At 40.2% G+C, this 14,408-nt stretch carries 14 protein-coding genes and 1 pseudogene; 8 read left to right on the forward strand and 7 right to left on the reverse strand.

The genetic code is table 11. The features are described 5' to 3' along the window. The first annotated feature begins 410 nt into the window (after positions 1-410). Positions 411-5,432, forward strand: a complete 5,022-nt coding sequence (locus ACFFRD_RS00085; protein ID WP_392476035.1) for a RecQ family ATP-dependent DNA helicase — start codon at positions 411-413, stop codon at positions 5,430-5,432. 294 nt (positions 5,433-5,726) lie between these two features. Here ACFFRD_RS00085 and ACFFRD_RS00090 read toward each other — a convergent pair whose 3' ends face one another. Beyond that, positions 5,727-6,107, reverse strand: a complete 381-nt coding sequence (locus ACFFRD_RS00090) for a cupin domain-containing protein (RefSeq protein ID WP_392476160.1) — start codon at positions 6,105-6,107, stop codon at positions 5,727-5,729. Here ACFFRD_RS00090 and ACFFRD_RS00095 point away from each other — a divergent pair. Further along, positions 6,054-6,293 (forward strand): hypothetical protein, encoded by a 240-nt coding sequence (locus tag ACFFRD_RS00095; protein WP_392476168.1) that lies wholly within the window; start codon positions 6,054-6,056, stop codon positions 6,291-6,293. The genes ACFFRD_RS00090 and ACFFRD_RS00095 overlap by 54 nt on opposite strands. 37 nt (positions 6,294-6,330) lie before the next feature. Here ACFFRD_RS00095 and ACFFRD_RS00100 read toward each other — a convergent pair whose 3' ends face one another. Further along, the gene (locus tag ACFFRD_RS00100; protein ID WP_163939454.1) at positions 6,331-6,546 is read right to left on the reverse strand and encodes a hypothetical protein; all 216 of its coding nucleotides are present in this window, start codon (positions 6,544-6,546) and stop codon (positions 6,331-6,333) included. Between the two features lie 156 nt (positions 6,547-6,702). Here ACFFRD_RS00100 and ACFFRD_RS00105 point away from each other — a divergent pair, with 156 nt between their 5' ends. Continuing rightward, positions 6,703-7,806, forward strand: coding sequence for a mevalonate kinase (locus ACFFRD_RS00105; RefSeq protein ID WP_392476036.1), 1,104 nt, complete (start codon positions 6,703-6,705; stop codon positions 7,804-7,806). Between the two features lie 17 nt (positions 7,807-7,823). Here ACFFRD_RS00105 and ACFFRD_RS00110 read toward each other — a convergent pair whose 3' ends face one another. Beyond that, entirely contained in the window at positions 7,824-8,501 is a 678-nt protein-coding gene (locus ACFFRD_RS00110) for a class I SAM-dependent methyltransferase (RefSeq protein ID WP_392476038.1), read from the reverse strand. A 344-nt stretch (positions 8,502-8,845) separates the two neighbouring features. Here ACFFRD_RS00110 and ACFFRD_RS00115 point away from each other — a divergent pair, with 344 nt between their 5' ends. Continuing rightward, the gene (locus ACFFRD_RS00115) at positions 8,846-9,133 is read left to right on the forward strand and encodes a Mo-dependent nitrogenase C-terminal domain-containing protein (protein ID WP_392476039.1); all 288 of its coding nucleotides are present in this window, start codon (positions 8,846-8,848) and stop codon (positions 9,131-9,133) included. A 58-nt stretch (positions 9,134-9,191) separates the two neighbouring features. Here the strand turns inward: ACFFRD_RS00115 and ACFFRD_RS00120 are convergent, their stop codons facing one another. Beyond that, on the reverse strand, positions 9,192-9,437 hold the full coding sequence (locus ACFFRD_RS00120; RefSeq protein WP_175587046.1) for a hypothetical protein: 246 nt from the start codon (positions 9,435-9,437) through the stop codon (positions 9,192-9,194). A 284-nt stretch (positions 9,438-9,721) separates the two neighbouring features. Here ACFFRD_RS00120 and infC point away from each other — a divergent pair, with 284 nt between their 5' ends. Then, positions 9,722-10,156, forward strand: coding sequence for a translation initiation factor IF-3 (gene infC / locus ACFFRD_RS00125; protein ID WP_190900311.1), 435 nt, complete (start codon positions 9,722-9,724; stop codon positions 10,154-10,156). 371 nt (positions 10,157-10,527) lie between these two features. Then, positions 10,528-11,451, forward strand: a complete 924-nt coding sequence (locus tag ACFFRD_RS00130; RefSeq protein ID WP_392476041.1) for a methyltransferase domain-containing protein — start codon at positions 10,528-10,530, stop codon at positions 11,449-11,451. Positions 11,452-11,548: 97 nt separating this feature from the next. On the opposite strand, the gene ACFFRD_RS00135 is transcribed toward ACFFRD_RS00130, so the two are convergent. After that, on the reverse strand, positions 11,549-12,058 hold the full coding sequence (locus tag ACFFRD_RS00135; RefSeq protein WP_392476042.1) for a thiol-disulfide oxidoreductase DCC family protein: 510 nt from the start codon (positions 12,056-12,058) through the stop codon (positions 11,549-11,551). A gap of 112 nt (positions 12,059-12,170) precedes the next feature. Here ACFFRD_RS00135 and ACFFRD_RS00140 point away from each other — a divergent pair. Beyond that, a pseudogene (locus tag ACFFRD_RS00140) lies at positions 12,171-12,274 on the forward strand (HU family DNA-binding protein); the annotation flags it as partial. Positions 12,275-12,362: 88 nt separating this feature from the next. Here ACFFRD_RS00140 and ACFFRD_RS00145 read toward each other — a convergent pair. Then, a complete protein-coding gene (locus ACFFRD_RS00145) occupies positions 12,363-12,896 on the reverse strand; it encodes a hypothetical protein (protein ID WP_392476043.1) in 534 nt (177 codons plus the stop codon). Between the two features lie 127 nt (positions 12,897-13,023). Here ACFFRD_RS00145 and ACFFRD_RS00150 point away from each other — a divergent pair, with 127 nt between their 5' ends. Beyond that, the gene (locus ACFFRD_RS00150) at positions 13,024-13,320 is read left to right on the forward strand and encodes a hypothetical protein (protein WP_392476044.1); all 297 of its coding nucleotides are present in this window, start codon (positions 13,024-13,026) and stop codon (positions 13,318-13,320) included. A gap of 70 nt (positions 13,321-13,390) precedes the next feature. Here the strand turns inward: ACFFRD_RS00150 and ACFFRD_RS00155 are convergent, their stop codons facing one another. After that, on the reverse strand, positions 13,391-14,407 hold the full coding sequence (locus tag ACFFRD_RS00155) for an alpha/beta hydrolase (RefSeq protein WP_392476045.1): 1,017 nt from the start codon (positions 14,405-14,407) through the stop codon (positions 13,391-13,393). Position 14,408 lies beyond the last annotated feature (1 nt).

Here is a 14,408-nt window from a genome sequence, read left to right on the forward strand (position 1 = left end):
AAGTAGCGTAGGCGCAGCCCGTCGTAGACATCGCTCTTACGGGACGTAATCCATCGCCTCCCCAATCGATTCTCTCTCTTATTGCCGAAAGTCCTACTAATGTGTGGCATTGGTAGGAAATCTAGCGTGAAGATTCGGTTTGAGAGGTTTTGTGTTAGAAAAGCTACTGTTGAGGCAAAACTGAAAACAAGACCCTGTTTTGAAGACTTTGATTGTAATGTCATCAGCCGAACGCTACAAATTACACAACAGAATTGGCAACGCATACATGAGTTCAATTCATAGTATTTGTGTACTATTTATTGACAAATAAGTACTTGTTGCTAAAATCTTTTAACAAGTCAGGGTAAGTTAAGTTAGTAATTTTTTAGAAATGAAATTGCGAAAAAGCAATCTAATTAGGGATTCTCATGCAAGATTTATCAAATATTGACTTATTTTATGCTTATTTAGACTTAGAAATTAATACTGAAAATAATATATACCGCATCGGATTGGTATCTCTGAACTTAACAAAAGATTTCTATCAAGAGAATCTAAATCAAGCTTACGAAGAAATGAGGAAGCTGAAAAATAGTAATTTAGCAGTATGCGGTCACAACTTCCGCCGCTTTGATTACCCTTATCTGATTGAGCAGGAACCTCAATTATCTTCTTGGCACATAATTGACACTTTAGAACTATCAATACTCGCTTTCCCTCTACAGCATTCGCATAAGCTAAATAAAGATTATAAGCAAAGTGAATATTCAAGTAATAATCCTCTAGAAGACGCACAGGCAACTCGATTATTACTTGCTCAACAATTAGAAGCACTATTTAAAAAACCTGATGAAGTACAACAGGTATATATTTGGCTCCTGACTTGTGGTTGCGAAGATGCAGACCTTGCATATCAACAATTTTTCAGCGATCACCTTGGTTTGAAGATTGAACAACCCGCCATAGAAATGCTGCCAGACACAATGCTAAAGGGAATAAATCAATCCTATTTGCAGCAGATATGGTCTAGTCCACAAACTTATGATTTTGAGACAAGATTATGCGTGGCGGGATTACTGGCTTGGAACTATGAGTGCAATACCAATGAATCGAAGCAGGTTTTTTGTGATTGGCTCAGACATTTAAATGGTTTTCAAGCCGTACTTGAGAATTTGCGTCCTTTAAGTACAGATGAATTTGCTATTAGCTCTTACTTGGAATATTTTGAAATTCCCAGTTTTCGACCTTTGCAAGAAGAAGCTGTCCAAGCAATTATTAATAATGAGCGTCCACTTGTTCTCATGCCTACTGGTGGTGGTAAATCTTTATGCTATCAATTACCAGCTTTCATGTTCCACGAAAGGCACAAAGCGCTGACTGTCGTGATTTCGCCGCTACAAGCACTAATGGCAGATCAGGTAGCAGATTTAGAACAAGCTGGGTTTTTCTTCGCCATCTTCATTAATGGTAATCTCTCAGCAGCAGAACGTCGTCAGCGATTATCAGAACTGCGTTCTGGTTCCAAAGGTTTGCTGTACATCAGCCCTGAGCAATTGCGGTCAATGAGTATTCGAGCATTGTTAGAACAGCGCCCTCCGGTTCTTTGGGTAATTGATGAGGCTCACTGTGTTAGCCAATGGGGTCACGATTTTCGACCAGATTACCGTTACATTCCGAAATTTATTCATGAATTATATCAAGAGCGGCAGCTTGCAATGCCTTTGTTAGCTTTGATGACAGCAACAGCAACAATTGCTGTTATTGAAGATATTAAAGAGCTATTTGCCCAACATAAACTAAATATTAATCGCACAATTGATGGGGCAACAACAAGAGATAATCTAACTTTTAATGTGATTCCAGTAGCAGGGAATAAAGAGCAAGTTTTGTTGAATCAAGTAAAAGAAGCTCTTAAACTAGGTGGTAGTACCCTGATTTACACTACTACACGCAAAAATGCCCAAAAGCTGGCAGAACTTCTCAAACAAAGTCATATTGAAGCTAAATATTATCATGGGAAACTTGCAAAAGAACAAAAACAACAAGTTTTGCAAGAATTCAAATCAGGTAAATTGAATGTAGTTACTGCAACTTGTGCCTTTGGCATGGGTATAAACCGTAAAGATGTACGCTCTGTTATTCACCATTGTATGAGCGCCAATTTAGAAGGTTACATCCAAGAGGCAGGACGGGCAGGACGTGATGGCAAAAAACCATCAATTTGTACTTTACTCTTTGATCCAAAAGATGCTGATACAGTTTTTCGTTTGCAAAGTTTGAACCAACTGAGCGAACAAGATTTAAAAAATGTCTTGATCTCGACCAGACATATCCGCGATCTTACTTTTGGCAGTGCTAAAGATGATTGGTTTTGGGTGACAACCAATGAAATCTTTCAATTGGGCGACTTTGATGAAGAGTTTGGTGAAGAACCAGAACAGCAAAATACTAAAATAAAAGCAGGATTGCATTACTTAGAAAAATTTGGTTTATTAGAACGAGCCGAGAACTTTTCAAGCTTTATCGAATTTGAACTAAGCCATAATACCTTTGCTGAGTCTATAGAGCAGTTTGAGGAATACAGCCGGATGAAGGATTTATCCCGGTTTGAAGCAGACAACTTTGAGCGGCTGATTCAGGCAATGCACATTGCGAAAGCTTATTGTAATAGTAATGATCAACCGTTCCCCCTCGACCGCCTCAGTGATGAAGCTGGAATTAGCTTACATGACTTGACTGCTAGAATCCGTGAACTGCAAAAGGCTGAAGTCTGTTCTTTTGAAATACCAATTACACTTGTGATTACTAAGGGTGTAAGAGGAGATGCCCGTAATAATCATGAACGCATTCGCCAGTTAGAAGACCAATTACTCCAAGTGCTTAATGAGTTGTTTGGTAATGAAAATGAAATACAAATAAATCTGCGTGGACTTGCTTCTCGACTTGATCCAGACAATAGTAAAAAAATCAGAGCATCCAACATCATAGATATTTTGGAAAGTTGGGTTGCTCAAAAATGGCTAAAGTTAAGTAGAATTTCTAGTGATGTGGTTCGCTTAGGAAAAATGGAAGTTGCAGAGCATTTACCTGAGCATAAAATTCTCACAACTACAGTATTGGAAGTTTTATATCAAGCATTGGGAGATACAACAGGGGCGAGATTACCTCTGAAGTACGAATTAGGTAAACTTGCTAAAGAAGTTACCCAAAAAATTCAACTTGACTGGAATAATGAAAAGTTAGAAGTTATTCTTTTGTGGCTGCACCAGAGAAAAGTTATTCGATTAAGTGATGGGCTGAATCTCTTTCAACAGTCGCTGAAAGTCCGTGTCATAAAAAATGCAAGTATTTCCAGCGTAAAACGCCGTTACCCTGAAGTTGAAGCTCACTATGATGAACAAACTCGTCGCACTCATTACATGGTGCAATATGGAAAACTAAAGTCAGCAGAACAACGTCAGCAATTCGTTAATGATTACTTTGGTACAAATCAAGAAGAATTCGTTTCAAAGTACCAATTTTTGGCACAAGAGATTACCAGACCGATTCTTCCAGAAGACTACAACCGTATTCTAGAACCGCTTAACCCTGCTCAAAAAGAAATTGTTTTAGCTTCACACCCAACAATGGCAGTGATAGCAGGCCCTGGTTCTGGTAAAACAAAAACTATTGTTCACCGGATTGCTTATCTTGTAAAGGTTAAGCGAGTTGAGCCGAAGCGTATTCTTGTTTTAGCTTACAACCGTAATGCAGTTAGAGAATTACGGTTGCGGTTGCGTAATTTGATTGGCGAACAAGCATCACGAATTCGGGTCTTTACTTTCCACGGTTTAGCCTTATCACTTTTGGGACGGACAGTAGGTGAATACAGAGGAACTCAAACAATAAATTTTGATCGGCTTTTGGTTGAAGCTTGCCAATTAATTGAAAAAGGCGAAGAATTTGAAGATGCAGATGAAGATACTCAGGCACGACGAATTCAATTATTAGGAAAATTAGAATATATCTTTGTTGATGAATACCAAGATGTTAGCGAACAAGAATATCGCTTAATTAAGTTAATTTCTGGCTTAAATCAATCTGAGGATAAAACACAGTCGGTACAAATTAATCTCTGTGTTATTGGAGATGATGACCAAAATGTTTTTACGTTTCAAGGTGCTGATACTAGATATATCCTTCAATTCCAAGAAGAATATAAAGCAAAACGATTACTACTTAACGAAAATTACCGCTCTACAGAAAATATTATTGAAACTGCTAATTGTCTTATCCAAAATAACTTAATACGCTGTAAACAGGCTCTAGAAGAGCAAGTTCGTATTAACTCTGAACGCCAAGGATTAAGAGGAGAGGTAGTCTCCACTTTAAAGTTCAATAATTTATCACGACAAGCAGGATGGATTAAAGACAAAATTCAATCTTGGGTCAACGTAGGGATTGCTCCTCATGAAATCGCTATTTTAGCTATTCGTTGGGATGATTTGAGTCCTATCCGCTTGCTTTTAGAAAAAGAAAGTATATCTACTTATGCATTGAAAAATAATACTATTCCACTACTAAAAAATCGTTGTACTCGTTTACTAATTAATGCTTTACAGAAAGACTATAGCCTAGTTTTAAATCCTGAAGAATTAGTTAAGAAAAGATTTGAGGCGTTTTTTGAACGTACTGGTCGTAGCTTAACAGAACCTACTGTTAAAATCTTAATAAATATTGCTAGAGATTTAGATAAAGAACGAGGCTATGGGTTTGAAGATATTGTACTACCTATTAGCGTTGATGAAATATTGACTGCTATATTTGAGTTTAATGAAAATGGTGAATCCTTCCTAGAAGATAACTCAGTCTTAGTTACTAGCTGTCATGGTTCAAAAGGTTTGGAGTTCCGTAAAGTCATATTTTTAGGTGATGGATTTAAAACTAATTGCAATGAGATGGAATCAGAACGACGACTCTTTTATGTTGCTATGACTCGCGCCAAAGAAGAATTAATTGTTTGTTCTACTCAGCAGAATTTATTTGTACAGCAAGCTGGTTTAACTTCAGAGGTTATTGATTATAGTGAAACTCAACTTCCTCAGTTAATGCGTTACTTTGATTTAGCTCCAGGTAATGTTTATTTAGGATATCAAAGCACTCAAAATAGACAAAATGTTATTAAAAATTTATGTGAGGGTGATGTTCTTGAGTTAAAAGCAAATAACCATAATAATGCTTGGAGAATTCTCACACCAAATAATGATGAAATTGGTTGTCTATCAAAGAGGGGAACACAACTTCTTAAGCATAAAGGTATTTTCCCTGGACAGTTCCAGTTTCAGCCTGGTGAAGTAACAGTCCGATATCTATATCACCATACTAAGAGAGATGATATAACAGGAGAAATTTCGGAGAATTGGTTTGTTGTGATTCCACAAATTCGAGTATGTAGAAATGCCAAAAATTAAATTTATCAGATATAAAATACATTAGCCTAGATATGGGTTTTTAGTCTTTTGTTGGTGGGCTTTCTGCTCCAATAATTGTAAAGCAATCATCTCTAGCATCGTCAGGCGATCGCCTGATCACGGAAATAACTGTTGAAGTGCGCCGTTCTTAGAGGATGCATGGCGATCGCTCCCCTCACAACCCTCAAACCCTGCTAAAATCCCTGTATCAAATATACCAACTACCATGTCTGGCAAAAGATTTAGTCAAGGTAAACCCACAAAAATAGTACAAAAAGCATCCTGCAATTATTGCTAGTAGGGACTCGGAGCAGGTTCTCCCACACTGTTAGTCCAGATGTCGTCTGGCAGGGATCGATCGCGGTGACATACCCGATCAAGGTCAGGATACGTGATTGTGTCTACTGCCGCTCGGTTGCCGACTACTAGGCATCGCGTTGCCAAGGCACTGCGATTCTCAAGGAAGTGACCTACCGCCACTCCTGCTTGAAAAGTTGCAGCATCGCCAGGACGTAATACAGTCTTTGTGTCTGCTTCAATGAGCGTGATCTCGCCTTCGAGGACATAGACCATTTCATCCTCAGCACTATGCCAATGCTTGATCGATGAACGAGAGCCAGGTTGCAGAACTTCGATGAACGCGCCAAACAGGGTAAGCCCTCCTGCTTCGCTGATCCAGAGGGTGCGATTTGGCTCATGCGCGGCGTGAGAAGGGCTTTCCTCTACGACGAAACGATCAGGAGTGATAACAGTCATACTGACACCTCTAGAAATTCTGGGGCATATATCTATTCCATTATGTCTAGGGTACGAATCGAAGCAAAACTTCTTTATGTTTGTGTAGTCAAGTGGGAACCCTAACTATTTATTATACGGAAACAAAGCTTGTTCAGAATGTTCACCTCAAGTTTCGTGCTTTACGCAAAAAACGAATAATCTTGAAGTTGGCATTACTTAGAAGTAACCGCAAGGCAAGCGCAAGTACTACGACACATCCGCGACTTTGAGCTTCTTCCTTGGTGGTACACAGGACATAGTTGCTGGTGATGGAGTGCTGAGAAGGCAAATCAGGGGATGAAGGAAGTAGCGACACCGGACAGCCCGTCGTAGACATCACTCTTATGGAGCGTAGTCATCGCCTAAGAGCAATCGATTCTCATGAGTGATTCCCGAAAGCCCTGGTGATGTAGGCTCTTGGAGTGATGACTGGTATGTTATCTATTCAAGTTAATCAGGATAATATACCTTGATTAAGAACAGGAAAGTTAAAATGAGAATTTTTGTTCCGGGTCGTCTTTGTTTGTTTGGAGAACACACAGACTGGGCAGGAGAATATCGCAGTGTTAATCCTCTTCTCGAAAAGGGCTACACCTTAATTGTTGGTACTAATCAAGGAATTTATGCCAATGTCTTGCCTAATTCTACTGAATTAATTATTCGTGCTTCTCTCAATGATGGCAGGAGTTATGAACCGCTCAAATTACCTATGGAATCTAATACTCTTAAGTCCATAGCCAAAGAGGGCGGTTTTTTTAGTTATGCTGCTGGTACAGCTTATCAATTTCTGACTCACTATGGTGTCGGCGGACTTGAGGTTGATAATTATCTAACCGACTTACCCATCCAAAAGGGATTATCTTCGAGTGCTGCCTTTTGCGTTCTGATTGCGAGGGCTTTTAATCGTCTGTATGGCTTGGAGATGACAATTCGTTCAGAAATGGAGTTTGCCTACAAAGGAGAAAGAAACACTCCTAGCCTTTGTGGTCGTATGGATCAGGCTTGTGCTTACGGAAATTGCCCAATATTGATGATATTTGATGGTGAAAAAATCGACCTACTTGAATTGAAAGTGGGTGAGGATTTGTTTTTTGTGATTGTCGATCTCGGCGGTAGCAAAAACACACAAGAAATACTAAGACGATTGAATCGGTGTTATCCTTGGGCTACTAATTCAATAGAGCAAAATGTCCAAAAATATTTTGGTTCTATTAGCTCTGAAATTACCCAAGCAGCAGTTGAAGCAATACAACTCGGAGATGCCCAAGTTCTTGGAGCTTTAATGACAAAAGCCCAAGCAGAATTTGATCTGCACGTAGTTCCAGCTTGTCCTGAGCAATTAACTGCAAAAAATCTTCATCTGCTTCTCGCTCATGAGCCACTTAAGCCTTATATCTTTGGAGGAAAAGGCGTAGGTTCTCAGGGGGATGGCACTGCACAACTGATAGTTAAAAATCAAGAGAGTCAAAGAAAAACTATCGAAATTATTAAGCGTGATTTTCCTCAAATGCAAGCGTTACAGTTGACTATTTCAAGACTACCAACTCCTATGATTGACTTAGCTGAGGGCAAAAACCAGTATCGGGATGTTTATTAACAAATGCGTTTAATACTTTATTCGCGCTCAAAGACAAAAATAATTGAAATCGGTTTGTTCGTTTTGGGATCGCATGGCTCATATAAATTTAACAATCGGTAATTTAAAGCATGGAACTCGTTGATCCATGATTCGAGCGTTCTGAAATACCAAGGAGCAGGGTGAAATGGCTTATCTGAAACTGTTTGCCATGAAGTTTCGCGCCATCCATTGGAGTATGTAGAGTCACCGCAAGCAATTATCGGATGAAGGGTTTGAATGATGATTTTGCCTTTGGACTCTAACAGGCTATGGCCTGCCTTGGCGATCTCATCAAGAGCGCATTCGCCTATAATTGAAAAGTTGCAGATAAAGCAAGAGAAATAGCTAATGGTGCTAAATCTTTGTGATGCAAGATCCGAGTAGGAACAGACAACAAAGCGAGAATCACCACTATCCCTTGCTGCGTCAATGAGATCGGCACAAAAATCAACACCCCATCCATCAATTCCTAAAGAAAAAAGCTGTCGAGACAACCATCCCTCACCGCATCCAATGTCTAAGAATGTTTGTGGATTAAGTTGGCTTACTGTTTTGAGTATAGCGGCATCAGTGGCGATCGCACGAGAATAGATTTGCTGCTGACGAATTGCTTGTGCCCATAACAAAGCATTCATCTGCCATGAATCAAGGATTTGTTTTTCATTCTTGTCCATACAACATTGCTCAAATAGTACGAACAATCTTCTCCTTTAAAAGGATAAGCGATAATGTAGCCAGATGTAGGAAGATTTTCACTATTTCCAAAAATCGCAGTTCTGCCCAAGAGCAACCACAGTTGTAACTGATGGCAACAGAGGGCTACCAATTGTTTTTAATGATGGCAGCAGACAGACATGGTTGCTGGCGATGGTGTGCTGATGGTTGGATTTTAAGGAATTTTACTGAGATTTCAATTAGCTTTCTTTAAGAAGAGAAATAGTTTCGTAAATTTACGATGTTTTTGTCTGAAGATAACTGTCATTTTAGAGGAATAGATTTCGGGAAAGAGAGTTGATATATGAATTTACCTAAGCAAGACCATTTAAATCACAGCTTATTAAACCAGATACGTTATCAGGTTGAAAGATTAGAAATTCATAATCCCAAATTAGCCAGACTATTATGTAAACTAATTCCATCTCACTGTCCTTTTGAAAGAACTGTATCAATTTTCGGGCGGACACTCTTTCACATTCCCCTATTATGTAAAATCAATCCTCTTTATGAACAAATAATTAGTCTTCGTTATAAGTGTTTGTTGTATTTAGTAGATGAATGCGGGGAAGACGCGACAAAGTATTGTTGAATGGTGATTTTATTTAGTAAAGAGAGAGAGGAGCTTGGTTTAAAATCTAGACAATGCTTTACTTTTGCGCCTCAGTAAGCTTTTGTTGATATTCTTTGTACTCTCTGTCTTGATGCTGCCAGTATTTCTCAACTGTTTCTTTAGCAGCGTTCGCATTATTGTATTCATCTCCACCTTGGCTTAACAATCGCTGTTTGGTTTGCTTTCGTAAGTCAGAAACAACTTTGCCATTAACTTTACGCGTCTTTGACCAATCTAGAATGGCTTTAGGATAGTTACTAATGTCAATGTATTTCCCCTGCACGATGCCTGTATAATTACCTTCAAATAAGTACAGCCGTGTTAAAAGGTGATTATAGAATCAGTCAAAACCAAAGTATGTAGGTGATTCTCAATAGAAGCGCTCCATGCCATGCAGGTTCTGTAAATAAAGAGAAGCAAAAGATTAGGTTACGATAGATTTATAAAACAAGGCTGTCAACAGTCGGTATGACTAATACTTTATAGATTTGTAATACATGGGAGTCAAACGTTATCGCAATTCCAAAACAACTAATAAACTCGCAAATCAAGTCACCCCAAGTTTTCTTGATTGACCATGAGAATAATAATCGTGGTTTAACCGATACCAATGAAGCATTACAGCTAGCCGAAAGCCTAGAGTTAGACCTAGTATTAGTGTCTGAAGGAAAAGAGGCTCCAGTTGCAAAGATTCTGAATTATGGTAAGCTTCAGTATCAAAAGAAAAAGCGTCAGGCACAAAGTGCTAGACCAGTAGTAAAAGAAGTTCGGTTTGGTTTGAATATAGGTGTAGCTGATTATAAGTTACGTATTGAACAAGCAGTTGGGTGGTTGAGTAAAGGCGATTCGGTGAAGTTTGCAGTTCGTTTACGAGGTCGGGAACATCAATATCGTGAGCAAGCCGGAGAATTACTAGACCGGGTTGTAACTGATCTCAACTCTGTAGGAAAAGTTCAATCACTTGATAAGCGTTCACTAATTGCTTTAATCATTCCTGCTTAAATTACTTTTTAAGTATGGCTTGATATTTGGCACTTATTTCAATCATAAAATCAACTCAACTTGTGGAATGTACACACCAGTCGCGATCGCTATGTTGAAAATCTGTTCAAAACTGAGATAATTCAGGGATTGCACCCCAAACTTACGTGTTTTAGCCACCCTCATACGAGCAATTATTCTTGAAAGCTGACACGGAGGTACTTTCATTCCAGCGATGCCGAACGCGCAGAGTGTCTCCAAGAGAAGGCTTGTTGCGCCTACGCATTCTACTTTGAGTATCCCTGTTTCATCCTCTGTACCCACTCATTCACAGTAATATGTTTTCTAGAAAACTCCAGTTTTCAAGCTGGATGAGGTTTAGATAAATTCTCATGCAATTGCAACCGAAACAAGTTAATACAAGCAAGCAACGCCTTGAATGCGTGATTTGTCATTATCATCTTGATGCAAATGATAAATCTGCATTTTTTACGTTCCCTTGTAATGTTAGAGCCTTTATAGGCGAAAAGTTCAAGGTTTGGAAATGTCCGCACTGCAAGACGATTCATTGTCTAGATGCAGTGGATCTTGACCATTACTATGCAAAATACCCTCTTGCTCAAGCTAAATTAACACAGGGATATCGATCTTTGTGTAGCAATGTATATCGTCAGTTGACCAAACATGGGTTTTCTAAAACTCACTCTTTGCTCGATTATGGCTGTGGTGGCAACGGTCTGTTTGTACAATATTTTCGGGAACGCGGCTTTACCAACTCTTACGGTTATGATCCTTATGCATCAGAGGATAGCTTCGGCAATCCGGCAGTTCTTGGGCATGGGCAATTTGATTACATTTTGCTCCATGAGGTCATCGAACACGTTGAAGACCCTAATGCATTATTAAGCCAGTTAAACAGCCTGCTGTCTTCTAAGGGTTATATTCTAATTACTACACCTAACGCCGCTAATATCGACCTAAACCGACCCGACTTACCCGATCATTATAACCCTGTGCATGTCCCGTACCACCTTCATATATACACGCATGAAATCCTCGAATTTTTAGGCACTAGTCATGGATGGGAGATTGTAGATTTCTATAATCGCAGATATGGCGATACACGCAGGTTCGGCTTTAATGTTCGAGCTTGGAACGCTTACGTAAGTCTCTTTGATGGCTCATTGGACGTTCTTCTTGAGCCGCTCCAAATAGCGAAAGCATTGACCTCTTATAAATTTCTTTATTACGCTATTTTCGGCTATTGGCTAAGTCTTCATTGTGGGATGGCTATCATGTTCCGCAAAAGCGTTTAATCAAGCGACACCGGACAGCCCGTCGTAGACATCACTTAAAATATTTATTGCATTTAATGTTGTCCTTAGTTTATCTGTAGTAATTGTGAAACTGGGCTTAGTCATCTTCATCCATTAGGCGACAACGGCTTTGGGTCTTGCAAGCAAGTCGAAAAGAACGCTCTCGTACAATAGTCGCTAAATCTGGTCGTCCTGTTAGAAAAAGTCGCCAATCAGCCCAAATTCCATATAGGAAGTCGGCAATAGCACCGATAACTGGTAAGGAAGTTGCAGCATAGACCCAACCCATCCCCAGAATTTCGTAAATGCGATGGAAAACTTCAACATTTTTAACTAGCGTTCCGTCTGGCAACACAGCATGAATACGCCCCATTGCAGTTTCATAGTCAACACCGCCATCTGCTTGGGGATTGTAGTCATCAGCCGCAATATCTACAAACGCCACCAGCCCTCGACCCGCGTCCCGCTTTTTCAAAAAGTTAACCTCACGCAGACACAAGGGACATTGGCCGTCATACAGCAGTTTGATTTTCCACGACGGCAGAGTGGATAAAGGCTGGTCTAGAGAGTTGTTACAACCGTAGGATTGGATTTGTGGTGAGGACATTTTGGGATCTTAACTAAGTTTATTTCCTTATATCAAGCGTAACGCCTCTGGAATTATAGGGTTTGGCCTATTCGAGCGACGCGTAGCTTGCCGCCTTCGGCATCGCTACTAGCGTGAAGGGCGTAATCCGAAAACCAATGAGCCAATGACTATCCCAGCAACTAAAGTACCTGCGTTTTCTGCTTGTTACAGTTTAAAGAAAAAGTAGCGCCATAAAGCATAAGTAAGCCACTCTACCCAAAAGGCTGGCCCCAGCGCTCCCAGTTCTCCCTATTAAATGGACTGCGCCGCTTCAAAATAAGGTTCAACTCCAACTCTTGCCGTGTGCGTCGATCAACCGGAGCATCCCACCAAAATGCGGCGTTGACTGCTGGAGAGTAACCCATAGCGATAATGTAAATCCTGTGGTAGCTGGCGATGTAATCTTTGCAGGCGTGTATACCCTGCCATCGCTTGTTACTACGACAGGTTCCCCCACATACAAAATCAAACCAGCCGCCGAGTCAATGATGAAATAGAGACACGCATCACCTGGGCTGTTTGCTGGCATCCTATAAAACGACATTGGCACAAGCCGCAGCAAGAGTGGATCAATTTGGTCTGGATTGCAGTGCTTAAGGGGAAGGTCAAATAATACCGTCTGCTGTGGTGGTTTGTTCTCTCTCACATAATACTGATATTCAAAAATCTGAGATTTCCACTTCAACAGCACCTCAAGGCTCATTACCAGTGTCTCTGCTCTGCGTGCTGGTGTGACGGTCAAATCAGAAAATAAATTTAGCTGGTTGGGTTCCAAGGTGATTAATGGGAATGCACAAACCAGTAGATTATCGCCCACAATTCAATGGAGTCAAACCTGTTAGCAGCTTACTAGAGCGATCGCTGTGTTGATTTTGGGCATTTTAAAATAGCGTTTACTAAATACAGCTATGTTTAAAGGATTCGGTGGGTCAAAGAAAAAATCAGTGCTTGAGGACAATGAACTGACCACAGGGATTGTTCAGCATCCAGTTACGGGACTTTGGCAGACATGGATATCATTTACAGGTAATGATATTCAATGTATTACCGCCCATGCGAACCCTGATGATGCTGACCGGGTAGCGAAACAGATTGCTGATGCTTGGAGTGAGGGGAAATACAAAACCCAGCAAGAGGTAACAGCTTTTATCCAATCACTGCCTACTGATGGTGTCATAGACCCATTGCCCCAAAATGTTGTGATGCAATTGAGTCAACAGGCATTAAGCGCAAGGAAGTAAGAAACAGCGATGGCTCTACAGAGTACGTTCAATTGCTCTCACATTAGGCATTTCAAAGAAGACCGTGGGTTTAGGAATCTGGATCGATGCAGTTGAGATGCTCACAGCCAAAAGCTTGAGTCATCATTGCAGCTAGCTGTTGAGAAACTTGTCCATCAAAGTTGAGTTTGAGCATGATTTGGTCATAGGTTTGTCCCTGGGTTATCTGCTTTGCTATTTGCTCAAACTCTACCCAAGTCAAATCACTCTCAACAAATGCTTTTGCAAGAGTAATTACCAGCTCCTCATAATCATTGTCTTCCAGTTTTGTCATCATTCGGTGTTCAATGTGAAGCGAATCATCGAAACAGTAATACCAGGATTTCGGTTGCTGTTTAACTACCTTTCGGAAAAAATCTTGTTGTTTGGAAAGGTTAACAGCGCGATCTGCTTCACTACATACCATTAAAATAGGGGCTGAAACACAGCCTTGAGCCTTTTTTGAAACTTCCCCTGCCAACTGAAGAAATATCCGTAATGCCTTGAGACAAAAACCTTTATAACCAAAATTGCCAGATGCATCTTTGTTGAACCATTCAAAGTAAATTGGTAGGATTTTGATAAGTTGATCTAATAGTGAGTAACGGCTAGCTAAATAAGGGGTGAACAATAAAGTGCGGTCAATCTCCTGGGGATGCTCTAAAGCTAACCAAGCAGCTAAAGTTCCACCTGTTGACAATCCACCAATTACAACTTGTTGACCTAGTGTTTTTGCAATCTGCAACCACTTGAGGAGAAAGTGTTGATATATCTGAATATCTGTTGGTAATGGTGGAGGATTTTGACGACTCCAGTCGCCTGAGCGCCCATGACCAGGCTGTAAAGGAATCAGAACGTTATATCCGTTTTTAAAAAAGGCTTGACCGAGCGGCTCGAACTGGTAAGGGCCTGCTGTAAAACCATGCAAAAACAAAAAAACTTTTGACGTTAAGTAAGGATGAATTAAAAATTTGGAGCGACAGGCTTCATTTTTCAGACCTAACGTGGACTCTAATTGGTGAACTTGCTTCAGGATTTCTGCTGTATTTGTTGGGATGGCAACTTTCATC

It is taken from the genome of Nostoc sp. C110, assembly GCF_043099725.1.
Lineage (GTDB): Bacteria > Cyanobacteriota > Cyanobacteriia > Cyanobacteriales > Nostocaceae > Nostoc > Nostoc muscorum_A.

Bases quoted from the DNA above. Each gene is read 5' to 3' on its own strand.
- ACFFRD_RS00085 (WP_392476035.1), top strand. From the start codon at position 411: ATGCAAGATTTATCAAATATTGACTTATTTTATGCTTATTTAGACTTA.
- ACFFRD_RS00100 (WP_163939454.1), bottom strand. From the start codon at position 6,546: ATGTCTACGACGGGCTGTCCGGTGTCGCTACTTCCTTCATCCCCTGAT.
- ACFFRD_RS00105 (WP_392476036.1), top strand. From the start codon at position 6,703: ATGAGAATTTTTGTTCCGGGTCGTCTTTGTTTGTTTGGAGAACACACA.
- ACFFRD_RS00110 (WP_392476038.1), bottom strand. From the start codon at position 8,501: ATGGACAAGAATGAAAAACAAATCCTTGATTCATGGCAGATGAATGCT.
- ACFFRD_RS00115 (WP_392476039.1), top strand. From the start codon at position 8,846: ATGAATTTACCTAAGCAAGACCATTTAAATCACAGCTTATTAAACCAG.
- ACFFRD_RS00130 (WP_392476041.1), top strand. From the start codon at position 10,528: ATGCAATTGCAACCGAAACAAGTTAATACAAGCAAGCAACGCCTTGAA.
- ACFFRD_RS00135 (WP_392476042.1), bottom strand. From the start codon at position 12,058: ATGTCCTCACCACAAATCCAATCCTACGGTTGTAACAACTCTCTAGAC.
- ACFFRD_RS00155 (WP_392476045.1), bottom strand. From the start codon at position 14,407: ATGAAAGTTGCCATCCCAACAAATACAGCAGAAATCCTGAAGCAAGTT.